Raw genomic sequence first — 23,091 nt, 5'->3', positions numbered from 1 at the left:
CCAGGCGTTCACGTGGCTCAACTCGGCCAGCGCCGGCGGCCACGTGCGTGATGGCAGTACTGACCGTGGCCCACGCGCGCGTGGCGTGGTGCCGCCGCGCGTACGCGTAGCCCCTCACGTCAGCCGTCATAGGCACCGCCCAGCCAGTCATCGAGTACGGCAGAGTCGGTTTCCGTGAGGCTGGTCTCGGAATCGGCGCGGTGGAGGAGGGCCGGGCCCCGATGGGGCGTCGACACCCAGTGCGGAGCTATGACCCTGTTGGCATCACGCATCCACGTCCAGGAAGAGCAGCGGGCGCTCTGCGCGATCAGCAATGGCGGAACGCTGTCGGCGCCGCTTCAACTGCTACTGGTACCAGTCGTCTCCGTCCCCCGCGAGTGACCGACGGAGGTGGTCCTCCAGGTCCCGGGCGACCCAGCGGCGGCTGTCGTTCTCGTGCTCCCATACGAAGACGTCAGCTCGCGGAGGCTTCCGGACGAGAGCGAACTGATCGCCGCCTCCGTTGTCACCGAAGAAGAGGAGAGCGTCGAAAGGCATGTACAGGTCGGCAAAGGAGCTGTCGGACCAGAAGAGAAGATTCTCCTCGACGATCCGCTCCAGGGGCCAGACCGTATCCACGCCGTAGTGCCCCACGATGCCGTCGGTCTCGTGCAACAGGCTCACGAGCCCGGACGGCAGAGAACACCCCAGCCGTCGCTCGGCATCGGCCACACCCGCCGAGTCGACCGGCGCACTGAACCCGGCCCCGGAAAATGCCTCGCCTGCGACCTCTCTCCACATGCGAGCAGCGTAGACAGCCTCAGTGGCATGCCGAGACTCAACTGGAGGTCTCCGCCGACGGCGTACCGAACGCTCGGAGTACATAGCCGTCGAGGAGTTCCCCGAACTCTTGGGGGTCCGGCGATGCAGATGCCGACGGAGTCGGGATCCTCCACCCGTGAACGGTCCTGCTCCAGCCGCCACGGCCAAGCCGCAGCCGCGTCACGCCAAGTGAGCGGCCGCCCGGTCGAGATCGATGCGTCGTTCCATCAGTTGATCGTCGGCCACACGGCACGGCCACGGACACGTCCACCGGCTTTCGCTCGGTGGAGGGGCCGGAGGGGGTGTTGGCGGCAGGGTGCCGGGTGGTGGTTAATGGCGTGGGTGGGGAATGCCCGCTGCCGTGTGTGCCGGTGCGAAAGGCTGGAGTTGCCTGTGAGTGCTCAGTCGTCAGGTTCGTCTCGGCGGTTCGTCGGTCGTTGTGTGGTGGTCAGTGGGGGAGCCCAGGGGATCGGTGCGGCGACGGCCCGGCGGGTCGCGGCCGAAGGGGCCGGGGTGGTGATCGCCGATGTGGATGCCGCGGAGGGCGAGCGCACCGCGCACGCCATCCGCAAGGACGGCGGGCGTGCGGTCTTCGAGCCGTGTGACGTGGCCGAGGAAGATTCGTGGGCGCGGGCGGTGGCGGTCGCCCGCGCCCGCTTCGGCCCGGTGACCGGCTTGCTCAGCAATGCCTACACCGTGCGCGGCGGCGCGGCCGACGTCATCGAACCGGAGGACTGGAACCGGCAGTTGTCGGTCATGCTGACCGGCGCCTTCCTCGGCGTACGGGCCTGCCTCGACGACCTGCGCGCCACGCGCGGCGCGGTGGTCCTGGTCTCGTCCGTGCACGCTGTCATGGGGCTGCCCGGACGCCCCGCCTACGCGGCGGCGAAGGCGGGCCTGACCGGCCTGGCGCGCCAGCTCGCGGTGGAGTACGCACCCGTCGTACGGGTCAACGCCCTTCTGCCGGGGCCCATCCTGACCCGGGCCTGGGACGCGATCGGTGAGGAGGACCGGGCGCGCAGCATCGAGCAGACGCCCGCGGGCCGCCTCGGCCGCCCGGACGAGGTCGCGGCGAGCGCCGCGTTCCTGCTGAGCGACGACGCGTCCTTCGTCACCGGGGCCAGTCTCGTGGTGGACGGCGGCTGGAGCGTGTACAAGACGTCCGCCTGAGCGAACCCGCTGCCCCGCCGCCCCCTTTGCCCGCCGCCGTCGGCCATCTGCCTTGTCGCTCAAGGAGGTTCACCTGATGAAGATCACCCGTATCGAGACGTTCTCCGTGCCGCCCCGCTGGCTGCTGTGCCGCGTGGAGACCGACGAGGGAGTGGTCGGCTGGGGCGAGCCGGTGGTCGAGGGGCGCGCGGCCACGGTCCGTACGGCCGTCGGCGAGCTGGCCGAACTCCTCATCGGCAAGGACCCGTCGGGCATCGAGGACCACTGGCAGGTGATGACGAAGGGTTCCTTCTACCGGGGCGGCCCGGTCCTCTCCAGCGCGGTGGCCGGGCTCGACCAGGCGCTGTGGGACATCGCGGGCAAGCGGCTCGGCGTGCCGGTGCACGTGCTTCTCGGCGGTCCGGTCCGTGACCGGGTCCGCGCCTACAGCTGGGTGGGCGGTGACACCCCCGCACACATCACCGATCAGGTGGCGGCCCAGGTCGAGGCGGGCTTCACCGCGGTCAAGATGAACGCGAGCGGCCGCATGAACCGCCTTGCCACCGTCGCGGACATCGACGAGATCGTCGACCGCGCCACCGCGGCCCGCGAAGTCCTGGGCCCGGAACGGGACTTCGCGCTCGACTTCCACGGCCGCTTCCATGCCGCGAACGCCCGCCGGCTGCTGCCCCACCTGGCGCCGCTCGCGCCCATGTTCGTCGAGGAACCGATCCTGCCCGAGTACGACCACTTGCTGCCCGCCCTGGTCGCCTCATCGCCCGTGCCGATCGCCACCGGCGAGCGCCTGTTCTCGCGGCAGGACGTGCTGCCCGTCCTCCAGGCCGGTGTGGCGGTCCTGCAGCCCGACCTGTCCCACGCGGGCGGCATCTCCGAGGTCCGCCGCATCGCCTCGCTCGCCGAGACCTTCGACACCCTCATCGCCCCGCACTGCCCCTTGGGCCCCGTCTCGCTGGCCGCGAGCCTGCAGATCGCGGTCAGCGTCCCCAACTTCCTGATCCAGGAACAGTCGATCGGCATCCACTACAACACCGGCGCGGACGTCCTGTCCTACCTCGCCGACACCGAAGTGTTCCGCTTCCACCAGGGCCATCTGCTGCGCCCGACCGGACCGGGGCTCGGCATCGACATCGACGAGAAGGCGGTGCGCGCGGCCGACGACAGCCAGGCGGACTGGCACAACCCGGTGTGGCGGCACGAGGACGGTTCGTTCGCCGAGTGGTGAGCCGAGTGGTGAGGGGAGTGGGGGAGGTGAGGGCGGCACGGACGACGGCCGCGCCGCGGAGGGCGAGCCGGTAGCTTGTGAGGTGTGGACCCGGTTCAGTACGAGGGCGACCGCCTGCGCGGGTGGGAGGTCGCGTGCCCGAGCCGCCCGTCGCCGTTCAACGGCGTGGTGGTGGCCGGATTCCGCGACCGGGCGGCGGCCGGACTGGACATGCGGGTCATCCCCCAGCCGATCGTGACGGTCGTGATCGAACTGGGCGACGACGCCCTGGCCGTCGACAACACCAGCGGCAGCAGGGCGCTGAGGAGCCTTGCCGCCGGGCTCGCCCCGGGCGAAGTCCGCATCCGCGGGGAGCGCGTGGACTGCGTGGAGCTGCGCATGTCGCCGGTGAGCGCCTACTCGTTGCTGGGCGTCTCGCTCTCCGATCTGAACGGCCTCGTGATCGGCCTCGACGAGCTGTGGCGCCATGAGCCCCGGCTCCGCGAGCAGTTGACCGCGGCGAAGGGGTGGGAAGGCCGCTTCGCGCTGATGGACGAGTTCCTGACGCGGCGCCAGGCGTCGGCGCGGTCGATGGATCCGGAGGTCGTCGCCAGCTGGGAGCACATCGTCTCCCGCCGGGGCCAGGTGCGGGTCGGTGACCTGGCGCTGTCGTGCGGGTGGAGCCGCAAGCGGCTGTGGTCGAGGTTCACCGCCCAGGTGGGCCTGACGCCCAAGCGCGCCGCGATGCTCGTACGGTTCGACCGCGCCGTACGAGGGCTTTCGGCGGGCCGGGGCGCCGCCGAGGTCGCCGTGGCGTGCGGGTACGTCGACCAGTCCCATCTGCACCGCGACGTACTGGCCTTCGCGGGCTGCACGCCGGGCGCGCTGGGCCCGCCGCCGGACACGGACACGGCGGGCGCCAGCCACCGGTGAAGACGAGCACGATGATGGGCACGACGGCGAACACGACGGCGAACACGACAGCAAGCTCGACATCCAGCAGCGGGGAACATTGGTCCAAGACGTGACCCGCCGCGGGCGGGAGGGTGGGGCCATGCAGAGCCGTGACCCTGGGACGCCGCTGACGTTCACAGGGGCAGGGCGCCCTCGTTCACCACGTGTTTCATGACGAGCGTGGAGCTCAGGCGCTGCACGCCCGGCAGAGTGGCGAGCTTGTCGTCGTAGAGCCGCTGGAAGGCGGGCAGGTCCCTGCTGACGATGCGTACGAGATAGTCCGGATCCCCGAACAGGCGCTCGGCCTGCAGGATCTCGGGGATCTCGGTGAGCGCCTGCTCGAAGGCGGAGACCGTGTCGCGGTCCTCCTGGCGCATGGTGACGAAGACCAGCGCCTCGAAGCTCAGGCCCACGGCGCGCGCGTCCAGGATCGCGCGGTAGCCGCGGATGGCCCCGCTGCGTTCGAGCTCGCGCAGCCGACGGTGGCAGGGAGAGAGGCTGAGCCGCACGCGGGCCGCCAGTTCCGTGACCGTCAGACGGCCGTCGTTCTGGAGCTCCGCAAGAATCTTCCGGTCCACATCGTCCATGAGGAAGATCCTGCCACGAAGGCCGCCCCAGCTGGCAATACTTGGAAACACCTTTGGGCGTATCAGAACTAATCTCCTACTCAGAACCTGTTTGAGAGGGAGAAGTACGTCGTGGCAGTCAGCTCCATCACCGCCTTCTGGGCGGTCTCAGTCCTGCTCATCCTCGTGCCGGGGGCGGACTGGGCCTATGCGATCAACGCCGGGCTCCGCGACCGGTCCGTGGTGCCGGCCGTCAGCGGTCTGCTGCTCGGCTACGTCGCGCTGACCGCCGTGGTCGCCGCCGGGGTGGCGGCGGTCGTGGCACGGACGCCGTCCGTCCTCACCGCCCTGACCGTCCTCGGCGCGCTCTACCTGGTGTGGCTCGGCGCCACGACGCTGGCCAGGCCCGCCGTGGCCGGGACCGGATCGCAGGACGCGGAGAGCGGGGCGGCGGGGGCCCGGGTCCTCAAGGGGGTGGGCATCAGCGGCCTCAACCCCAAGGCGCTGCTGCTCTTCCTTGCCCTGCTGCCGCAGTTCACCGCCCCGCACGGCAGCTGGCCGCTGGCGGCCCAGATCGGCACGCTCGGCCTGGTCCACACGCTCAGCTGCGCCGCGATCTACCTCTGCGTCGGCGTGCTGGCCCGCACCATCCTGCGGGCACGCCCCAAGGCCGCGCGCATGGTCACCCGCGTCTCGGGCGCCGCCATGATCGTGATCGGCGTACTGCTGCTGGCGGAACGCCTCGCGGCCTGAGGCGCAACCGGCGTACGCCCCTGAAGCAGGACCGCCGCGCGCCCTGAGGCGGGCACGTCACGCGGACTTCGGCTCGCCGCTCCACTCGTGCGCGAGCAGGGACCAGATCTCCATGTCATGGCGGACCCCCTTGTAGAGGGACTGCTCGCGCAAGGTGCCGTCCAGGTGCATGCCCATCCGCTGCGCGACGGCACGGCTGCGGGCGTTCCCCGCGCTGTTCCACCATTCGACGCGGTGCATGCCGCGCTCGCCGAACGCGTACGCGAGCAAGTGCCGGACCGAGGCGCTGATCAAGCCGTTCCCCTCGCCTGCCGGTTCGGCCCAGACGCCGATCTCGCAGGTGCCGGACTTCGCGTCGAACCGCACGAACATCACGCCGCCGAGCAGGACGCCGTCCCGCCAGATCCCGTAGATCCGTCCGGCGTCGGCGGCCTGCTTGTCCGCGTAGCTCTGGAGGGTGGCGTGGGCGGACTCCAGATCGGTGGAGCGGGAGGCCCAGGGGATCCAGGGGTCGGTGTGGGAGCGGGCCCGGTCGATGTGGGCCAGGAACTCGGCGTCCTGCCAGGGCTCCAGCGTGCGGAGCTCGGCATTCTCGGTCAGCGGTATGGCGTACATGGCTGGTCCTATGCGGTTGTCCGGCTGGGCGGGAGCGGTGTCGGGCGCCACGCACCAGGTACGTAACGAACGTTGGGTATGTACTCTAACGGCTATGACGCCCCCGGCCCGTACAGACCATGACGCCCGCAGGACCGAGGTCTCCCAGGCGGTGTGGCGAGTCCTTGCCGCCCATGGCTTCGGCGGCCTTACCTTGCGCGCGGTCGCCGCGGAGATGGGGGCCACCACCGGCCTGCTGACGCACTACTTCCCCAGCAAGCGCGCCCTGCTGCGACACGCCCTGGAGGTACTTGACCGGCGCTCGGCCGACCGCCCGCGCCCGGCGGCGGAGCGGGCCGGTGCGGCATCGGGCCTTGTGATGCTGCGGGCGACGCTGCTCGACATCCTCCCGCTGGACGCGGAGAGCGCGGCGAGCAACCGGATCTGGGTGGCCTCCTGGGACGTGGCGCTCGCCGACCCGGAGCTGGCGCGGGAGCACGCCGAGCGCTACCGCCGTGCGCGCGAGCGGAAGGCCCGGCACATCGCCGAGGCCCAGGAGCTGGGCGAACTACCGCCCGGCCCACGGGCCGATGACACCGCTGCGGCGGCCCAGAGCTTCGTCCTCGGCCTTGTCGTCCAGGCGCTGTTCGCGCCTCAGGACTTCCCCGCCGAGCGGCAGATCGCGCTGGTCGACGAGTACCTGGCGGGGATGGGCGGCGGGGGGACAGGTGCCTCCGGGCAGGTCGGCTAGTCATCTTCGATGGGCGCGCCGATCCGGGCATGGAGTTCGTCCCACTTGAACTTGAGGACCTTGCCGGGCCCGCCGAGGTGAAGCCGACAGGGGCACGGCGCTCCGGGCTGGTTCTGCGGGCTGCCGAGCCAGTGGGCGGCGGCCTGCTCGAACGCGTCCGGTTCCAGGGCCTCACCGCTCGCCCAGGCCACGACGCCGTCGGGACGCACAAGTACGGCAGCGAATCCGAGGCCGTCGCGCGCCGGTCCTGCCGTGTACCGGATGCGGTCGCCCCAGTTCTTGGCCGCACGCCGCACGCCGCACGCCGCACGCCGCACGCCGTACGCCGCACGCCGCACGCCGCACGCCGCACGCCGCAGTGCGTGGTCGGCGCGGAAGTCGGGGGCGGTGCTGCCGACGAGCGGGTGCGCGCTGCCCAGGTCGTAGCGGTTGAACGGTGGCCACTCGGTGCACCACATTGGTGCAGCGATCCACATGGCGCGCCGGGGCCCGCCGCCTGCGCGCGCCCTAGAGCCAGTCGTGCTCACGCGCGTAACGCGCCGCGTCGTGCCGGGTGCGTGTCTGGGTCTTCTGCATGGCGTTCGAGAGGTAGTTGCGTACGGTGCCCTGCGCCAGGCGGAGACGGATGGCGATCTCGGCGACCGAGTAGCCGTCACCCGTCACCCGCAGGACGTCGATCTCCCGGTCGGTGAGGGGGCAGTCGTCCACGACGGCGAGCGCGGAGACGTCCGGGTCGATCCAACGCCTGCCCTCGTGCAGCGTGTTGATGACCGCCGTGATGTGCGCGGGTTCCGCCGATTTGCTGACGAAGCCCTGGACGCCGAGTTTCAGGGCCTTGCGGAGCACTCCGGGCCTGGCGTGGCGGGTCAGCATGAGGATCACCTGGTCCGGCTGCACACGGCGGATCTCCGCGACGGCGCCGAGGCCGTCCACACCGGGCATCTCCAGGTCGATGACCAGTACGTCGGGCCGGTGCCGCAAGGTGGCCTCGACGGCCGAGGCGCCGTCCTGCGCTTCGGCGAGCACGGTGATCTCGCCTTCGAGCGTCAGCAGTGCCGCAAGGGCCTTACGGAGGAGGGCCTCGTCGTCGGCGAGCACCACGCTGGTCATCGGTCGCCCTCCCGCGCGGCGGAGGGCCGCGCCGCCGAGGGAGGCGAGGAAAGCAAGGGGAAGTCCGCGGCCGTGAGGAAGCGCCCGTCCTTCTGCTCCACCGTCAGCTCGCCTCCGCTTGCGCCCACTCGTTCCCTGAGTGCGGCCAGTCCGCCGAGGGCGGGAAGAGGAGTCTCGGGGGCGCCGTCGTTGGTGATCGCGATGCCCGATTCCGAGACCGTGATGCGCACCCGCGTGGCTTGCGCGTGGCGCAGGATGTTGGTCGTCGTCTCGCGGAGAACCTGGCCGAGCAGGCCGTTGACTCGCTCGTCGACGTCGACATCGGCCTCGCGGTTGACGCGTACGCGGATGCCCGCGGCTTCGAAGAGGTTCTTCGCGTTCTCCAGCTCCACGGAGAGGTTGAGCCGCCGCTGTGCGTAGGCGAGTTCCTTGGTCTGGGTGATGGTGTCGCTGACCAGTGCGTGCACTTCCCGCAGTTCCTCCTCCACGCGCCCGATGTCGCTGCGCAGCAGCTTCTCGGCCAGCGTGATCTTCAGTTTCACCACGTGGAGCGTGTGGCCCTGGATGTCGTGCAGATCGCTGGCGAAGCGCATGCGTTCCCGGACGACCGCCAGCTCCGCCTCGCGTTCCCGCGACTGCTCGATGACCTTGTAGAAGCGCTGGTTGACGAACATGAGGCCGGTCGCCGCGAGGGTGATGCCGGTGGGCAGGAGGACGTACACGATCAAGGTGCCGACAACATCGTCCGGCGATTGGAGCAGCTTCGCCGCGCCCACCGCGGCGATGAAGGTGCCAAGGCCCAGGGTGGCCGCGCCGCGGTGGCGCGGCAGCTGGGAGATGAAGTACGGGCCCACGATCGTGATGCCGTAGCACGCCGTGCGACTGTCGGTCACGAGCACGCCGATCAGCCACACGGCGGCGGTGATGATCAGGCAGGGGAGCGCGACGCGGTTGGTGTCGCCTGCCGTCCACCGCTCGACGATCACCAGGCCCGCCACCACGCCCAGGGTCAGGACGGCGGCCTCCCACCAGCTCCGGGCATCGATCGCCACAAGGACCGCTCCTACGACGACGAGCGGCGGGATGAACATGGTGAGGTTGACGTTGCGCAGCCGTCCCTGCGTCGTCCGGGCGTGCTCGGCCGTGGCCGTGGTCTCCATACGTGGGTCTCCGGGTCGCCGGGATCGATCAGCAGGGTCTGCCCGCAGTATTCTTCCGGCTCCGGGGCTGTCACCAGTGACACCGCGTCATGCCTTCACCCCGAGGAATGTCATGGCGCAGTGGTGACACCACGCCCCTGCCGGACGGGCGTGACGACGGCTGAGATCGATGCATGACCTCGACACCCGTCATCGACGTTGAACGCCTCAACCTCAACTACGGCGACTTCCATGCCGTGAAAGACCTGTCCTTCCAGGTGGCGAAGGGGGAGCTCTACGCCCTGCTCGGCACGAACGGCGCCGGCAAGACCTCGACCCTGGAGACCGTCGAAGGCCACCGTACGGCCACGTCGGGCACCGTGCGGGTCTTCGGGCAGAGCCCGCGGGACCGGCGCGCCGTGCGGCCCAGGATGGGCATCATGTTGCAGGAGAGCGGATTCTCACCGGACCTGACGGTGAAGGAATCGGTCCGCCTGATCGGCAGCCTCTCCCAGCGCAGGGACCGCGTCGAACGCGTCCTGAGCATCGTCGACCTCACGCACAAGGCCGGAACCCAGGTCTCCCAGCTCTCCGGCGGTGAGAAGCGACGCCTGGACTTCGCCACCGCCGTGTACGGCAACCCCGAGCTGATCTTCCTGGACGAGCCGACCACCGGCCTGGACATCCAGTCCCGGGACGCTCTGTGGGACGCCGTGGAGAAACTGCGCGAAGACGGATCCACCATCGTGCTCACCACGCACTACCTGGAAGAGGCCCAGCAGCGCGCCGATCGCATCGGGCTGATGCACCAGGGCGCCTTCCACCAGGAAGGGACCGTCGCCGAGCTGACGCGGACCCTGCCTGCCGCCATCCGCTTCTTCCTGCCCGCCACCGCGCCTGCGCTTCCGCTGCGGGCCAAGCGCGAGAGCGACGGGAAGGTCCTCGTTGAGACCTTCTGCCTGCAGAAGGACCTCCACCTCCTGCTCGGCTGGGCGCACGCCAACGCGGTGGAGCTGCGGGAGCTCGAAGCGGGACCGACTCGGCTCGACGACGTCTTCCGCGCCATCGGCAGCGCGTAGCCCGCTCCCACTCCCGGAACTTCCCAGAAGAGGACCTTCACCATGCTCTCCATCGCTCTGAGCGAGCTCACCCAGATCTTCCGGAACCGGCTGATCCTGCTCAACAGCTTCATCATTCCCGTAGCGGCCTGCGCGTTCTTCGTCCACCAGCACGAAACCTTCGCGGACCTGCGCAGCCTCGGATACATCGCGGCGGTGGTGATGTTCACCGTGGCCGCCTTCGGGCTCTACGCCACCACGGTGACCACGCTCGCCTCGCGCCGACAGACCCTCTTCCTCAAGCGGCTGCGCTCGACCCCGGCGGGCGACGCGAGCATTCTCTCCGGGCTGACGCTCCCGGTCACCGCCCTCGCGCTGGTCCAGGTGACCGTGATCCTCGCCGTGCTGGCCGTCGTCGCCGGTGAGCCGGACAACGTCCTCCTCCTGGCGGCGGCGGTCCTCTCGACGCTGATCATGATGCTGGCCCTTGGCCTCGCCACGGCGGGCCTGACGAACTCCCCCGAGCACGCCCAGGTGACGACCCTGCCCGTCAGCCTCGGCGCCATCGCCGTCGTCAACTGGGTGGCCATCACCGGCACCGAGGAGCTCACCCTGCTCAAGCGGCTGCTCCCCGGCGGCTCGGCCACCGAACTGGTACTCAACGCCTGGAACGGCGGCGTCCCCGTGACGGAGTCCCTGCCGCTGCTGCTGCCCACACTGGCCTGGGTCGTCGTGTCCGTCGCGCTGGCCTCCCGGCTCTTCCGCTGGGAACCGCGATGCGCGTCGGCTTCAAGCCGCTGACGGAACTCCTTCTGTCCGTGATCGGTGTGCCGCGACGCCGGTGAGGGCCGGCTCGATCTCCGGGTGCAGTACGAGTGCGTCGTCGTAGTCGCCGCGGTGTTCGTGGCGGTAGGGGAGTGGTTCGGTGACCGGCAGCGTGCGGAGTCGCTCGCGGAGTTCGGCTGCGCGGGTGCGGTAGTCGGCGGGGGTCAGGCGGTCGGCGCCGTAGACGACGTAGGGCGGCAAGGCGTCCATCCCCGTGTACCAGAACGTGCCGTGCAGCAGTGGGAAAAGGACCTCGTCCAGCTGGCCGTGGATTCCGCGTGGCCCGAAGCCCGACTCCCGCGCGCCGACCGTGGTGATGACCATGGCGCGCTTCCCCGCGAGGCCGCCGTCGCCGTACCGCAGGGTGCGCCCGGAGCCGTCCTGGAGCCCGAAGGCGAAGCCCTGCACGAGGACCCGGTCGAACCACCCCTTGAGGATGGCGGGCGGTCCGAACCACCACAGCGGGAACTGGAACACCAGCGCATCGGCCCAGGCGATCTTCTCCTGCTCGGCGGTGATGTCGTCGGTCAGCTTGGCCGTGCTGTAGGCGTGCTCCTGCTCGGCGCCGACCAGGAGCCGGTCGACCGTTTCGCGGTGGAAGTCGCCGGAGTCCACCACGGGCTTCCAGTCCATGGCGTAGAGATCGGACTCGCGGACCTCGTGCCCGAGGTCGCGCAGATCCCGGATCCCGTCGTCACGCAAGGAGCCGTTGAGGGATTGCGGTTCGGGGTGAGCGAATACCCAAAGAATCTTCATGCCGTCGATCCTCCGCTGCTGCCCGGCGGGGGGACGAGTGGCCAGATGGCCAGGGAGTGCAAGGATCTGGCCATGGTGCTACGGGGTGTCTTCGTTGGGCGCATCGAGTGACGTCTCACCCTCAAGGTGAGCGTGAGGGTGAGGGTTGACCACCCGGACGGCGTCGGGGGTCGGCTTGATTCCCGCCGCCGTGAGGCGGTTCAGCCCGTCGCGCGCGTGCTCTCCCGCACCACGAGCTCGTATCCCGCGGTGAGCCGCGTGTGCGGGGCCATCGCTCCGGCGTCGATCCTGCGCAGCAGTGCGTCCACGGCCAGTTCCGCGATTCCTCGCTTGTCCGGGGCGACGGTGGTCAGGGTCGGCACGCTGTAGCGGGACTCCTCCACGTCGTCGAATCCGGCCACGGCCACGTCGTGCGGGACGCGCAGGCCGTGCTCGTGCGCCACCCGCAGCGCGCCGGAGGCCAGCAGGTCGTTGAAGCAGAAGACGGCGTCCGGCGGGTCGTCGAGCGCCAGGAGCGCCCGCATCGCGTTCGCGCCCTCGGCTCGGGTGAATGTTCTTGTGTCCGGGGCGAGTTGAGGGTCGTGCGGGACGCCCGCCGCGTGCAGCGCGGTCAGGTAGCCGTGCATGCGCTGGACCGTCGTCGCATGGGCGGGCCCCGAGGGCTGTCCGATGACGGCGACGCGGCGTCGGCCGAGGGACAGGAGGTGGTCGGTGGCCTCGCGCGCCGCCGCCGAGTTGTCGATCAGGACGTGGTCGGCGGGGATCTCGTACGACCGCTCTCCCAGGAGCACGAGCGGCACGCGGCGTTCGCGGGCGGCGAGTGCCTCCTCGTCGAGGCGGAGCGGGCTGAGCAGGACGCCGTCGATGAGCGGGTCGCTGAGCCCGCAGGCGATGCGGAGTTCCTCGTCCGCGCTGCCCCCGGTGTCCTCGATGAGCACGGTGCAGCCGCGCTTCTTCGCGGCGGCGATGACCTGCGCGGCCAGCTCGGCGAAGTACGGCGCGACGAGTTCGGGGACGGCGAGCGCGATGATGCCGCTGCGTCCTGTGCGCAAGTGGCGTGCCGATGCGTTGGGTTGGTAGTCGAGGTCCGCGATGGCGCGCAGGACGCGTTCGCGTGTCCGGTCGGCGACTCGGGTCTCGCCGCGGACGACGTTGGACACCGTCTTGATCGATACTCCGGCGCGCTCCGCGACGTCCTTCAGGCGTGTGCCTGCCACGGTGTTCTCCCTCCCCCTGACCTCCCCCGACAGCAGCAGCGTACGTCATGGTCCAACGTTGTAACCGGTGAGGGGTGATGGGGATCCTTCGAGTGCGTGAACAGGTAATGCGGGCCCAGGTGTTGACGTCGTATTGCCAGCTGAGTACAACGTTGTAAACGCAGCGGGCAGCCACGCAATCCGGTTGCCGTCGCCGAGCATTCCAACGTTGCACTCGTACTCGCCTTGTCCGCCGTGGAAGGACGCATGCCCATGCGGGACCGCATACCGACCCCGTCGCCGCCCGCCCCGTCCCGCCGCCGTGTGCTGCGCGGAGGGATCGCGCTCGGTGCGGCCGGCGCCGCCGCGCTCACCGCGTCAGGCTGCGGCAGCACGCTCGCGCAGGGGTTCACCGGCGGCGCGCCCTCGCCGTCGCGGCTCAACTTCTGGAACCCGTTCACCGGCGGCGACGGCGAGCGGATGCTGGCGATGCAGGACGCCTACCGGGCCGCGCACCGGTCGACCGAACTGAAATCGGCGACGTTCCTGTGGGGCAACCCGTACTACACGAAGCTGACCCTCTCCACGCTCGGCGACCGGCCGCCGCAGGTGGCGGTGGTCCATCTGTCGAAGCTGCCCACGCTCGCCGAGGCCGGGCTGCTGACCGAGCTGCGCACCGATGACCTGGCCCGGCACGGGCTGACCGAGGACAAGTTCGACGCACGGCCGTGGCGGAAGTCCCAGTTCGGCGGGGCGCCGCACGCCGTTCCGCTCGACACGCACCCCTTCGTGCTCTTCTTCCGCACGGACATCGCAGAGAAGGCCGGACTGCTCGACGGGCAGGGCCAGTTGGTGGACGTGGACGGACCCGACGCGTTCATCGACGCGCTGCGTGCGGCGAAGGAGGTGACCGGCGCCTGGGGCGGTTCGATCGCCTCGGTGAAGGAGGCCTCGATGCAGTTCCGGCTCTTCTGGTCGCTGTACCGGCAGGTCGGAGGCGGGGACCTCGTCGCCGACCAGGGCAAGCGGGTGGTCGTCGACACGGCTGCCGCGGCCGAGGCGCTCGCGTACATCCGCCGCCTCAGCCAGGAGAAGGTGATCCCCGCCAACACCGACGGGAAGGGCGCCATCACGCTGCTGACCACCGGCAAGGCCGGATTCCTGATGGACGGCGTCTGGCAGGCGCTCGCGGTCCGGTCGGCGAAGGTGAAGTTCGACATGCGGCCCCTGCCGCGCATCTTCAAGGACGCGCCCTACGCCTGCGCCGCCGACTCGCACGCACTGGTGCTCCCGAAGGCACCCGACGAGAAGGCCCAACGCCTCGATCTCTCCCTGGGGTTCATCGCCTCGATGCTGCACTCCAGCAAGTTGTGGGCGGAGGGCGGCCACGTCCCGGCCTGGCTGCCGACGCAGCGATCGCGCGCGTACAAGGAACTGGTGCCGCAGTCGCACTACGCCACGGCCGCCGACGGAGCCGTCTACGACCCGGCCGCCTGGTACGGCGGCGCGGGCAGCACCATGCAGAACGTCGTGGGTGACGCGGTGACGTCCGTGTTCACCGGCGAGACCAGCCCCACGGCCGGCGCCGCACGCCTGCGCCGAGACCTGCGCACCCTGGCGTCGCGCCCCGCTCCCGTGTGAGCGAGGCCGCCCGCGACCGTCGCCCAACCCCCCTTGTTCCACGCGCCCTTGGATCCCGTACGCCTTGACCGAAAGGCCGAACCGTGGCCACGACGACCGCCCCAACCCCGACGTCCAGCAGAGGCGACCGCTGGGCAGGACCGGGGATGCTGCTGCCCTTCGCCCTCTTCTACCTGGTGTTCCTGGTGGGGCCGCTCATCTACACCGTGGTCGCCGGGTTCTTCGAGACGAGCCTGCTCAAGAGCGGCCTCGGTGACTTCGCGGGCCTCTCGAACTACACGGCGGTGCTCGGCGACGCGGAGTTCTGGCGGACCCTGCGCAACACGCTGTGGTTCACGGTCCTGACGACCGTGCCGCTTGTACTGCTCAGCCTGGCCCTGGCCCTGCTCGCCGACCGGTTCGTGCGCGGCCGCTGGTTCTTCCGGTTCGCTTTCTTCGCGCCGTTCGTGCTGCCCTCCGCCGTCGTCTCGCTGCTCTTCATGTTCATCTACGCCGATCAACTGGGCCTGGCCCAGGAGGCGGTGAAGTGGTTCGGCGTCGACACCCCGCCCTCGTGGCTCGGTGACCCGGACTGGGCGATGATCTCCATCGCGGCGGCCACGGTGTGGTGGACCATCGGCTTCAACTTCGTGCTCTACCTGGCCGGTCTGCAGGACGTGCCGCGCGAGGTGCACGAGGCGGCCGCCATCGACGGGGCAGGACCCTGGCAGCGGATCCGTCACGTGGTCGTGCCGATGCTGGGCCGTACGACGACACTGGTGACGGTGTTGCAGGTCATCGCCTCGCTGAAGGTCTTCGACCAGATCTACATGATGACCGCGGGCGGCCCCGACGGCAGCACACGCTCCTCGCTGCAGCTCATCTACGACACCGGGTTCGTCGAGGGCCGCGTGGGCTACGCATCGACCGTGTCGCTGCTGCTGTTCGTGGTGATCCTGCTCGTCTCCCTCGTCTGGTTCGCCCTCGTACGCCGTGCCGAGAAGGAGAGCTGACCATGACCGCCATCGCCACGCGCCCCGAGACCGGACAGCGCGGCACCAGCGCCCCTCCGGCCCGCCCCCGCGACTCGGAGCGCCTGTTCAACCGGGTGGCACTCGGCACGCTCATCGCCCTCGCGCTGCTGTGGCTCGTCCCCCTGGCGTGGGCGCTCGCCACGTCGATCCGACCCGCCCAGGAGGTCGTCACCAACCCGACGGGATGGTTCACCGCGCATCCGACCCTGGACGCGTACGGGGAGATATTCGACGCGGGCAAGCTGCCCTACTGGTACGCCAACAGCTTCATCACCTCGATCCTCACCACCGTCCTCACGGTGGTCATGGCGTCGCTCGCCGCGTTCGCCCTGTCGCAGACCCGCTTCCGGATGCGCCGGGCCGCGTTCGTGATGCTGCTCGCCGGGATCATGATCCCGGGCCAGGTCCTGATGATCCCGCAGTTCCTCGCCCTCCAGTCGGCCGGACTCTTGAACACCTACTGGGGTGTCGTACTGCCTCAAGTCCCCAATGTCGTGGCGGTGTTCGTCTTCAAGCAGTTCTTCGACGGGATCCCGCGGGAGCTGATCGACGCGGCGCGCGCGGACGGCGCGGGCTGGCTGCGTACCTACTGGCAGATCGTGATGCCGATCTCCCGGCCGGCCGTCTCGGCCGTCACGATCTTCGTGTTCGTCGGTGTCTGGAACAACTTCCTGTGGCCCCTGCTGGTGGTGACCGACCCGGAGATGATGACGCTGCCCGTCGGACTCACCTCCGTCCAGGACGTGTTCGGCGTGCCCTACGCCCAGCTCATGGCGTCCGCCGTGCTCGGCGCGATCCCGCTGCTCGCCGTCTTCGCGCTGTTCCAGCGCCGCATCGTCGAGGGCATCGCAGGCACCGGCCTCAAATAGCACACCCCCTGTCCGATTCAGCACACCGCACCACAGAGAGAGGCACCCGAACATGCCGCACACCGCACGGTTCGTCATCGACCCCGAGTTCAGCGTCGGCGACGTCGACCCGCGCCTGTACGGAACCTTCGTCGAGCACATGGGACGCTGCGTCTACACCGGCATCCACGACCCCGGGCACCCCACCGCCGACGCCGACGGATTCCGCGGCGACGTCGCCGAGCTGGTACGCGAACTGGGCACCGGCCTCGTGCGCTACCCCGGCGGCAACTTCGTCTCCGGCTATCACTGGGAGGACGGCGTCGGGCCGGTCGCCGACCGTCCGCGCCGGCTCGACCTGGCCTGGCGCTCCATCGAGACCAACCGGGTCGGCACCAATGAATTCCTCGGCTGGGCACGTCAGTTGGGCCTCGACCCGATGATGGCCGTGAACCTCGGCACGCGCGGCATCGACGCCGCCCGAGCCCTGGTCGAGTACTGCAACCACCCGGGCGGCACCGCCTGGTCGGACCTGCGCGTCAAGCACGGCGTGAGCGACCCGCACGGCGTGAAGCTGTGGTGCCTGGGCAACGAGATGGACGGGCCGTGGCAGACGGGCCACAAGACGGCCACCGAGTACGGGCGGCTCGCGGCCGAGGCCGGAAAGGCGATGCGCCAGGTCGACCCGTCCATCGAGCTGGTCGCCTGCGGCAGCTCCAACTCGCGGATGCCCACGTTCGGCACCTGGGAGCGGGAGGTCCTGGAGCAGACCTACGACGAGGTCGACTACCTCTCCCTGCACGCCTACTACGAGGAGTTCGACGGCGACCGCGCCAGCTTCCTCGCCTCGGGCGCGCACATGGACCAGTACATCCGCGACGTGGTGTCGACCGCCGACCACGTCCGTGCGGTGCGGGGCGCCAAGAAGCACATCAAGCTCTCCTTCGACGAGTGGAACGTCTGGTACGCCGCCCGCTTCCCCGGCGAGCGCAACCTGGAGACCGCCGAGACACCTCGCCTCATCGAGGACACGTACAGCGTGACCGACGCCGCCGTGGTCGGCTCGCTGCTCATCACGCTGCTGCGCAACGCCGACCGGGTGGCCATCGCCTGCCTCGCCCAGCTGGTGAACGTCATCGCACCCATCCGCACCGAGCCCGGCGGCGCGAGCTGGCGCCAGACCACCTTCCACCCGTTCGCCCAGGCGGCCCGTTTCGCGACCGGCCGCGTGCTGCGCACGGACGCCACCGGACCCCGCATCGACACGCCTCAGTACGGGGACGTGTCCACCCTCGACACCGTGGTGACGCACGACGAGGAGAGCGGCGCACTCACCGTCCTCGCCGTCAACCGCGACCAGGAGCAGCCGCTGCGCCTCGAGGCCGCGCTGCGCGGGGCGGCCGCCGGTCACCGCGTCGTGGAGCACCTGGTCCTCTCCGACCAGGACCCGGACGCGGTCAACACCGAGGCGGAACCGGACCGGGTGGTGCCGCGCCGCTCGTCCGGCACACACATCACCGCCGAGGGCGCGCTCGCGGCCGAACTGCCGCCGGTCTCCTGGAACGTCATCCGGCTCGCGCCCCAAGTGAGCTGAGGGCGGCGGTAGTTCAGAGCGTTCCGTACGTACGTCCCCCATCCCCCGCAGAGTCAGGAGAGGCCCATGTCAGCGCACGACCCCGCACGACCACGTCTCCTCCGCCCCACCGTCCTGTTCCCCCTGCTGCTCGCCCTCCTTGGGGCACTGTTCGTCACGCAGTCAGGGTCGTCGGCCGACGCCGCGACCGGCACCTTGCTGCGCGACGGCACCGGGCTCTACCCGCGTGCCGTCAGACTCGCCCACAGTGGTGACGCCAACGGCCGGATCCTGGCCTCGGTGGTCACGTTCTCCGGGAACGACGGGCTCGGCGCCATCCACGAGAGCACGGACGGGGGCGCGTCGTTCCGTGAAGTCGGCACGGTGCGGGACCCCGACGCCGCGGGCGGGCAGGGGCTGTGCTGCTCGACGCTGTACGAACTCCCGCAGCGCATCGGCGACATGCCCGCGGGGACGTTGCTGTGGGCAGCGTCGGTCGGGCAGGACGAACCGAACCGGCGCATGGCCCTGCGGGTCTTCAAGAGCACGGATGTGGGCCGCAGTTGGAGCCATCTGTCCACGATCGCCACGGCGTCGAACGACAAGGGTCTGTGGGAGCCGGAGTTCTCCGTCGACGCGTCGGGGCAACTCGTGGCGCACTACTCCGACGAGACCGACGCCGCGCACAGCCAGAAGCTGGTGGCCGCCCGCACCGCGGACGGGGTGACCTGGACGGGCCACCACGACACCGTCGCGAGCACGCTCGCCTCGGACCGGCCCGGCATGGCGGTGGTGCGCAAGATGGGCGACGGGACGTACTTCATGTCGTTCGAGATCTGTGCGGCCGCGGGCCAGTTCCAGTGCGTCGTGCACTACCGCACCTCGTCCGACGGCTGGAACTGGGGCGTCACCACCTCCCTGGGCATCCGCCCGGAGACCGCCGACGGCAAGTACTTCAAGCACGCGCCGAACCTGGCGTGGGCGCCCGAGGCGGGCAACCCGAAGGGCAGACTGTTCCTCGTCGGTCAGGTCCTGTACAACCGCGACGGCAGCAAGGCGGCCGGCAGCGGGCGCACCGTCTGGGTCAACAGCGCCGGTGGCGCGGGCAGTTGGCGGGAGATCCCCGCCCCGGTCGCCGTCGAGTCGACGACCGTCGACTACTGCCCCAACTACAGCTCCAGCCTGTTGCCGTCGGCCGACGGCAACAGGCTCCTCGAAATCGCCACGGACTGGTCCGGCTCGGTCTGCAAGCCGTACTTCGCCACCGGGTCGGTGCCTGCCGCCTGAGCGTGGAGGTGCCCCGCGTGCGCACGGCGGTCAGATCGCACGTGCGCACGTGGGGCACCGGCAGGGGGGCAGAAACACCGGACGGGGGTGTGGCTCAGGGAGCGAGCGCGGTGCCACCGAAGGTCACGACGAGGCGTCCGTCCGTGGCGAAGGACCACTTCAAGGCACCGGAGTACGAAGAGCAGCGGGACCCGTTCGAGCCGGACCAGAACTGGTTCGAGCTGTCGGAGTTGCCGACGATCTTGTCGTTCGTCCCGCTTCCGCTGCGGCAGGATGTGTTGTTCCGGAACACTGAAGTGCCCCCGTCGAACGAGTAGTTGCGTTCGTCGTTGTCGATGCTGACGTTGTCCGACACCGCCATCGACCCGAGGTTCCTGTTGTACGTGAACCCGTGCTTGCCGTTGTTGTGGGCGATGTTGCGCCGGATGACGTGGTTGACCTTGATGTCCTCGCCGCCGAGCTTGTAGCCGTTGCGGTCGCCGTTGCCGGCCTGGGAGCCGTCGCTGAGGGTGCCGTTGTCGTGGGCGAGTGAGTCCTCGATGGTCACCGCGCCGATGGGGCCCGTATCCGACTTGGTGTACAGGTCCCAGCCGTCGTCGATGTTGTTGTGGGCGACGGCGTAGCGGAAGACGTTCCCGGGCCCGGAGGTGAGCTTCGCGGCGAAGCCGTCGGCGTCCTCCCCGTCCGAGTCGGCGTTGTCGTGCGACTCCGCGCTCAGGATGAGGTTGTTGGACGGCCATTGGCTGCTGGGCGTGCTGGAGAGCATCCGTGAGAGCTGGAGGCCGGTGTCGCGGTTGTAGCGGGTCACCGTGCGCTCGAAGATGTTGTTGCTGCCGCCGACGAAGATGCCGTTGTCGCCGGCGCGCTCGACGACGATGCCCTTGACGTGCCAGTACGACCCGTTCACGGCGAGCCCGCGGTTCGACGTGCCCTCGCTCTGGGCGGAGAAGTTCAGGACGGGCTTCTCGCCCGGGTAGGCGGCCAGCTCGGTGCGGTCGCTCGCGGTGCCGTTGTTGCCCTGCGGGATCGTGACCGTCTGCGCATGGCGGTAGGTCCCGCCGCGCAGGTAGATCGTTCCGCCGGGCGTGATGCGGGTGATCGCTGAGGTGAGTGTCGTGGGATTCGACTCCGTCCCGGCGGCGCTGTCGCTTCCGGTCGGTGCCACGTACAGCGCGGCGGCGTTCACGGCGAATTGCGACTGGGCACCCGCCGGTACGGCCTGCGCCGCATGGCCGGACAGTGCGACGAGCGTGCCGGCGAGTAAGCCGAAGCAGGCGGTGATGGGTCTGGTTCGCATCGTTGGTCTCCAGGTCGAGTGGCTCGTCGGACCGGCGCGGGCAGGGTGCGGTCGGTGACGGGACGGTTCGGCAGGGTGAATGAGCAGAGTGGCCAGGTCTTGCACCTGCCGGTGGAAAGCGCTTTCCTGGAAGCTATTGCCATGCCATGAGGGCGTCAATGGTCATGTACATGATTCTTATTCAGGTACTGGGACGAAGGCGCGCGCGGGACAGCGGTCGAGAGGTCCACCTGCGGTGGTCGGAAGGTCGCGGGGCCGTCCGGTGTGCAGCCACACGGGGGAGCCCGCAGCGAGCCTTCGCCGCCCTGACCTCGGCAGCCGCTACCGAGAGATCATGACCTACGACCCCCTCGACGAGATGTTCCGGCGGATCGACCTGACGCAGGCCATGGAAGAGCAGTTCGGCACCTGCCGGGACTGGCCGCTGCACCTTCGTGCCGCCCACGCCCAGCTCGAGCAACTGCGCAGACTGCTCGGTGACACCGACTACGAGACGTTCGTGGCGGGCGCCGTCGAAGCCATCCGGCGCCGCGCGGAAGGCCAGGACTCCAGGGACCTCCACGGCCAGCACCTCGGCCGAGAACTGCACAAGCAGGATCGGCCCCTCGGCGAGGACGCCGCTCAGGTGGCGTGGGCGACTGCCTGCGGGCTCGCCGTCCTTCTCGACGACGACCGGTACGAGAGGGTCTTCACCGCCGCGGCAGCGGCGTGCCGGACCGGCGCCGTCACTCTCGCCTGACCGGACGACCACCGCGGCGCCGCCACCCGCGGTGGTCGCGCAACACCCGGCACCGGCCTCCGGCTCAGGACAGGACGCGGTAGGTCACATGCGTGACGAGTTCCGCTCCCCGCGACTTCACCTGCTCGAGTTTCAGCGGCGGGACGCCCTCGAAGAGCCGCGTGCCGGCGCCGAGCGTGAACGGCACGATGTGCAGTCGCAGCTCGTCGATCAGATCGGTGGCGAGGTACTGGTTGATGGTGGTCGCGCCACCCAGGACCAGGACATCGCCGTCGCCGGCCGCCGCACGTGCCTGTGCCAGGGCCGACTCGATGCCGTCGGTGACGAAGTGGTACGTGGTGCCGCCGTTCATCGGCTGCGGTTCGCGCGCGTGGTGGGTGAGCACGAAGACCGGGGCGTGGAACGGCGGGTCGCCGCCCCACCAGCCGTTCCACTGCCGATCCCACGCGCCGCGCACCGGGCCGAACATGTTGCGCCCCATGATGAACGCCTCGGCGGCGGCCATCTGGTCGACCTCGGCCCGGTTCTCGTCGGGAGTGTCGAACATCCAGGCGTGCAGCCTGTCGCCCGTACCGTCGCCGCCGTCGTCGCCGAACGGGCGCTTCTCGGTCTGGTTGAGCCCGGCCGAGTACCCGTCGGCCGAGACCGTGATGTCGCAGATCACCTTGCCCATACGTTTGGTCATGGCTCGCTCTCTCCTCTCGGGGCGACGTCCATCGCCTGCGCGGTGAGCTTCCCGTCCAGCATCGGCCACAGCGCCGAGAAGTGGGTGCCGCACAAGAGGACGGCCTTCTTCAGGTACCGCCCCTGATGCGCGACTTGGCGCGACAATGGACCCATGACCAAGCCTGCACCCGCGCCGAACGCAGAGCAGTTCCAGGCTTGTGCCGCGGCGCTCAGACGGGCGATGGTGCCCGCCGTGCAGCGGATGGCCGACCAGGCCAAGGCCCTGCACACCGCGATGATGCCGACGGCCGACAGGTACGAGTGCAACCCGGCTCCGCTCACGGCAGGGCCCTCCGAGCCCGGCTCCTGCCACTGCGCGTGCGGCACCCATCCCGAATTCCCCGGAACGTGCCGGGGCTACGCCGAACCAGGCCACACCATCGTCGCCAACTCGCCCACCACCGGCCCCCGGCACGTGCCGTTGTGCCGCAACTGCCACGACATCCGCATGGGTCTGGCCCCGCAACGCACCCCTGACCTGGAAGCAGTCACCGAGACCTGCACCTGCCACTGCCGGGCCAACCACCCCGGCCGGCCCGGCATTTGCGAAGCCGCCTCCGAGGACGGGGTGACGATCGACGGCAAGCCTGCCTGCCTGGAGTGCGCGGACGCGGACGCGGACGCGGGCCGCGGCCGGTCGGACAGCCAAGGGCAACAGCCTGCTCGCCCTCTGCGCCCCCTCAGGCCTTCGGCTGAGTGAAGCGGATGCTGTTGCCGAAGGGGTCGCGGAGGCCGCAATCGATGCCGTACGGGCGGTCGGTGGGTTCCTCGGTGAACTCGACGCCCCGGCCGAGCAGCGTCTCGTACGTCTTGCGGCAGTCGTCCGTGCCGAAGATGAGCGAGCCGCCCATCGCGCCCTTGGTCACCAGCTCACGGACCTGCTGGGCCGTCTCCTCGGAGAGCGCCGGAGGGCCCGGCTTCTCCAGCAGGATCTGGCGCTCCGGGTGGCCGGGGATGCTGACGGTCAGCCAGCGCATGAAGCCCAGGTCGACGTCGGCGCTGACCGTCAGGCCCAGCTTGCCGACGTAGAACTCGACGGCCTCGTCCTAGTCGAGTACGTAGATCTGCGAGTGCGTGATGGCCTTCAACATGT

Annotated in this window: 25 protein-coding genes and 1 pseudogene; 14 read left to right on the top strand and 12 right to left on the bottom strand. The window is 69.9% G+C overall.

What is annotated here, in order from left to right; genetic code table 11:
- Window positions 1–345: 345 nt before the first annotated feature.
- A complete protein-coding gene (locus M4V62_RS02590; RefSeq protein ID WP_249585550.1) occupies window positions 346–780 on the bottom strand; it encodes an SMI1/KNR4 family protein in 435 nt (144 codons plus the stop codon).
- A gap of 462 nt (window positions 781–1,242) precedes the next feature.
- Between M4V62_RS02590 and M4V62_RS02585 the strand changes: the two genes are divergently transcribed.
- The 3 genes from M4V62_RS02585 (at window position 1,243) to M4V62_RS02575 (ending at window position 4,105) form a co-directional block, all read left to right on the top strand.
- Window positions 1,243–1,971: an SDR family NAD(P)-dependent oxidoreductase gene (locus M4V62_RS02585; protein WP_249585549.1), complete on the top strand. Its 729-nt coding sequence runs from the start codon at window positions 1,243–1,245 to the stop codon at window positions 1,969–1,971.
- A 76-nt stretch (window positions 1,972–2,047) separates the two neighbouring features.
- On the top strand, window positions 2,048–3,193 hold the full coding sequence (gene dgoD / locus M4V62_RS02580) for a galactonate dehydratase (RefSeq protein WP_249585548.1): 1,146 nt from the start codon (window positions 2,048–2,050) through the stop codon (window positions 3,191–3,193).
- An 84-nt stretch (window positions 3,194–3,277) separates the two neighbouring features.
- Window positions 3,278–4,105, top strand: coding sequence for a helix-turn-helix domain-containing protein (locus M4V62_RS02575; RefSeq protein WP_249585547.1), 828 nt, complete (start codon window positions 3,278–3,280; stop codon window positions 4,103–4,105).
- Window positions 4,106–4,260: 155 nt separating this feature from the next.
- On the opposite strand, the gene M4V62_RS02570 is transcribed toward M4V62_RS02575, so the two are convergent.
- On the bottom strand, window positions 4,261–4,713 hold the full coding sequence (locus tag M4V62_RS02570) for an Lrp/AsnC family transcriptional regulator (protein ID WP_249585546.1): 453 nt from the start codon (window positions 4,711–4,713) through the stop codon (window positions 4,261–4,263).
- A gap of 111 nt (window positions 4,714–4,824) precedes the next feature.
- On the opposite strand from M4V62_RS02570, the gene M4V62_RS02565 reads away from it, so the two are divergent.
- Window positions 4,825–5,445 carry a LysE family translocator gene (locus tag M4V62_RS02565; RefSeq protein WP_249585545.1) on the top strand — a complete coding sequence of 207 codons (621 nt, stop codon included), beginning with the start codon at window positions 4,825–4,827 and terminating at the stop codon, window positions 5,443–5,445.
- Between the two features lie 57 nt (window positions 5,446–5,502).
- Here the strand turns inward: M4V62_RS02565 and M4V62_RS02560 are convergent, their stop codons facing one another.
- Window positions 5,503–6,060 (bottom strand): GNAT family N-acetyltransferase, encoded by a 558-nt coding sequence (locus M4V62_RS02560; RefSeq protein ID WP_249585544.1) that lies wholly within the window; start codon window positions 6,058–6,060, stop codon window positions 5,503–5,505.
- Window positions 6,061–6,154: 94 nt separating this feature from the next.
- Between M4V62_RS02560 and M4V62_RS02550 the strand changes: the two genes are divergently transcribed.
- Entirely contained in the window at window positions 6,155–6,790 is a 636-nt protein-coding gene (locus M4V62_RS02550; RefSeq protein ID WP_283779065.1) for a TetR/AcrR family transcriptional regulator, read from the top strand.
- Here M4V62_RS02550 and M4V62_RS02545 read toward each other — a convergent pair.
- The 3 genes from M4V62_RS02545 to M4V62_RS02535 are packed head-to-tail and all read right to left on the bottom strand — an operon-like array spanning window position 6,787 to window position 9,060.
- Complete coding sequence (locus M4V62_RS02545) at window positions 6,787–7,248, bottom strand: aromatic-ring hydroxylase C-terminal domain-containing protein (RefSeq protein WP_249585542.1); 462 nt, start codon at window positions 7,246–7,248, stop codon at window positions 6,787–6,789. The genes M4V62_RS02550 and M4V62_RS02545 overlap by 4 nt on opposite strands.
- 49 nt (window positions 7,249–7,297) lie before the next feature.
- A complete protein-coding gene (locus M4V62_RS02540; RefSeq protein ID WP_249585541.1) occupies window positions 7,298–7,900 on the bottom strand; it encodes a response regulator transcription factor in 603 nt (200 codons plus the stop codon).
- The gene (locus M4V62_RS02535; protein ID WP_249585540.1) at window positions 7,897–9,060 is read right to left on the bottom strand and encodes a sensor histidine kinase; all 1,164 of its coding nucleotides are present in this window, start codon (window positions 9,058–9,060) and stop codon (window positions 7,897–7,899) included. Before M4V62_RS02535 ends, M4V62_RS02540 begins: the two co-directional genes overlap by 4 nt.
- 173 nt (window positions 9,061–9,233) lie before the next feature.
- Between M4V62_RS02535 and M4V62_RS02530 the strand changes: the two genes are divergently transcribed.
- Entirely contained in the window at window positions 9,234–10,118 is an 885-nt protein-coding gene (locus M4V62_RS02530; RefSeq protein WP_249585539.1) for an ABC transporter ATP-binding protein, read from the top strand.
- A gap of 42 nt (window positions 10,119–10,160) precedes the next feature.
- Window positions 10,161–10,898 (top strand): ABC transporter permease, encoded by a 738-nt coding sequence (locus tag M4V62_RS02525; RefSeq protein WP_249585538.1) that lies wholly within the window; start codon window positions 10,161–10,163, stop codon window positions 10,896–10,898.
- On the opposite strand, the gene M4V62_RS02520 is transcribed toward M4V62_RS02525, so the two are convergent.
- Both M4V62_RS02520 and M4V62_RS02515 read right to left on the bottom strand, forming a co-directional pair.
- Entirely contained in the window at window positions 10,887–11,678 is a 792-nt protein-coding gene (locus tag M4V62_RS02520; RefSeq protein ID WP_249585537.1) for an NAD(P)H-dependent oxidoreductase, read from the bottom strand. The two genes, M4V62_RS02525 and M4V62_RS02520, sit on opposite strands and share 12 nt — an antisense overlap.
- A gap of 200 nt (window positions 11,679–11,878) precedes the next feature.
- Window positions 11,879–12,895, bottom strand: coding sequence for a LacI family DNA-binding transcriptional regulator (locus tag M4V62_RS02515; RefSeq protein ID WP_249585536.1), 1,017 nt, complete (start codon window positions 12,893–12,895; stop codon window positions 11,879–11,881).
- Between the two features lie 252 nt (window positions 12,896–13,147).
- Between M4V62_RS02515 and M4V62_RS02510 the strand changes: the two genes are divergently transcribed.
- The 5 genes from M4V62_RS02510 to M4V62_RS02490 all read left to right on the top strand — a co-directional run bounded on the left by M4V62_RS02510 (window position 13,148) and on the right by M4V62_RS02490 (window position 19,236).
- Entirely contained in the window at window positions 13,148–14,515 is a 1,368-nt protein-coding gene (locus M4V62_RS02510) for an extracellular solute-binding protein (protein WP_249585535.1), read from the top strand.
- An 83-nt stretch (window positions 14,516–14,598) separates the two neighbouring features.
- A complete protein-coding gene (locus tag M4V62_RS02505) occupies window positions 14,599–15,507 on the top strand; it encodes a carbohydrate ABC transporter permease (protein WP_249585534.1) in 909 nt (302 codons plus the stop codon).
- 2 nt (window positions 15,508–15,509) lie between these two features.
- A complete protein-coding gene (locus tag M4V62_RS02500) occupies window positions 15,510–16,397 on the top strand; it encodes a carbohydrate ABC transporter permease (protein WP_249585533.1) in 888 nt (295 codons plus the stop codon).
- A gap of 52 nt (window positions 16,398–16,449) precedes the next feature.
- Window positions 16,450–17,970: an arabinosylfuranosidase ArfA gene (arfA, locus tag M4V62_RS02495; protein ID WP_249585532.1), complete on the top strand. Its 1,521-nt coding sequence runs from the start codon at window positions 16,450–16,452 to the stop codon at window positions 17,968–17,970.
- A 66-nt stretch (window positions 17,971–18,036) separates the two neighbouring features.
- Window positions 18,037–19,236 carry a sialidase family protein gene (locus M4V62_RS02490; protein ID WP_249585531.1) on the top strand — a complete coding sequence of 400 codons (1,200 nt, stop codon included), beginning with the start codon at window positions 18,037–18,039 and terminating at the stop codon, window positions 19,234–19,236.
- A 94-nt stretch (window positions 19,237–19,330) separates the two neighbouring features.
- Here M4V62_RS02490 and M4V62_RS02485 read toward each other — a convergent pair whose 3' ends face one another.
- On the bottom strand, window positions 19,331–20,533 hold the full coding sequence (locus M4V62_RS02485; RefSeq protein ID WP_249585530.1) for a right-handed parallel beta-helix repeat-containing protein: 1,203 nt from the start codon (window positions 20,531–20,533) through the stop codon (window positions 19,331–19,333).
- A gap of 334 nt (window positions 20,534–20,867) precedes the next feature.
- On the opposite strand from M4V62_RS02485, the gene M4V62_RS02480 reads away from it, so the two are divergent.
- Entirely contained in the window at window positions 20,868–21,272 is a 405-nt protein-coding gene (locus M4V62_RS02480; RefSeq protein ID WP_249585529.1) for a hypothetical protein, read from the top strand.
- A gap of 64 nt (window positions 21,273–21,336) precedes the next feature.
- Here M4V62_RS02480 and M4V62_RS02475 read toward each other — a convergent pair whose 3' ends face one another.
- Entirely contained in the window at window positions 21,337–21,957 is a 621-nt protein-coding gene (locus M4V62_RS02475; RefSeq protein ID WP_249585528.1) for a dihydrofolate reductase family protein, read from the bottom strand.
- Window positions 21,954–22,112 (bottom strand): hypothetical protein, encoded by a 159-nt coding sequence (locus tag M4V62_RS02470; RefSeq protein WP_249585527.1) that lies wholly within the window; start codon window positions 22,110–22,112, stop codon window positions 21,954–21,956. Before M4V62_RS02470 ends, M4V62_RS02475 begins: the two co-directional genes overlap by 4 nt.
- On the opposite strand from M4V62_RS02470, the gene M4V62_RS02465 reads away from it, so the two are divergent.
- Window positions 22,111–22,698, top strand: a complete 588-nt coding sequence (locus tag M4V62_RS02465; RefSeq protein ID WP_249585526.1) for a hypothetical protein — start codon at window positions 22,111–22,113, stop codon at window positions 22,696–22,698. The genes M4V62_RS02470 and M4V62_RS02465 overlap by 2 nt on opposite strands.
- Here the strand turns inward: M4V62_RS02465 and M4V62_RS02460 are convergent.
- Window positions 22,679–23,089: pseudogene (locus M4V62_RS02460) on the bottom strand (VOC family protein). The gene M4V62_RS02465 and the pseudogene M4V62_RS02460 sit on opposite strands and share 20 nt — an antisense overlap.
- Window positions 23,090–23,091: the final 2 nt, after the last annotated feature.

It is taken from the genome of Streptomyces durmitorensis, assembly GCF_023498005.1.
Lineage (GTDB): Bacteria > Actinomycetota > Actinomycetes > Streptomycetales > Streptomycetaceae > Streptomyces > Streptomyces durmitorensis.
The sequence above is the reverse complement of the archived record's forward strand: the minus strand, read 5'-3'. Positions and strand labels throughout refer to the sequence as shown.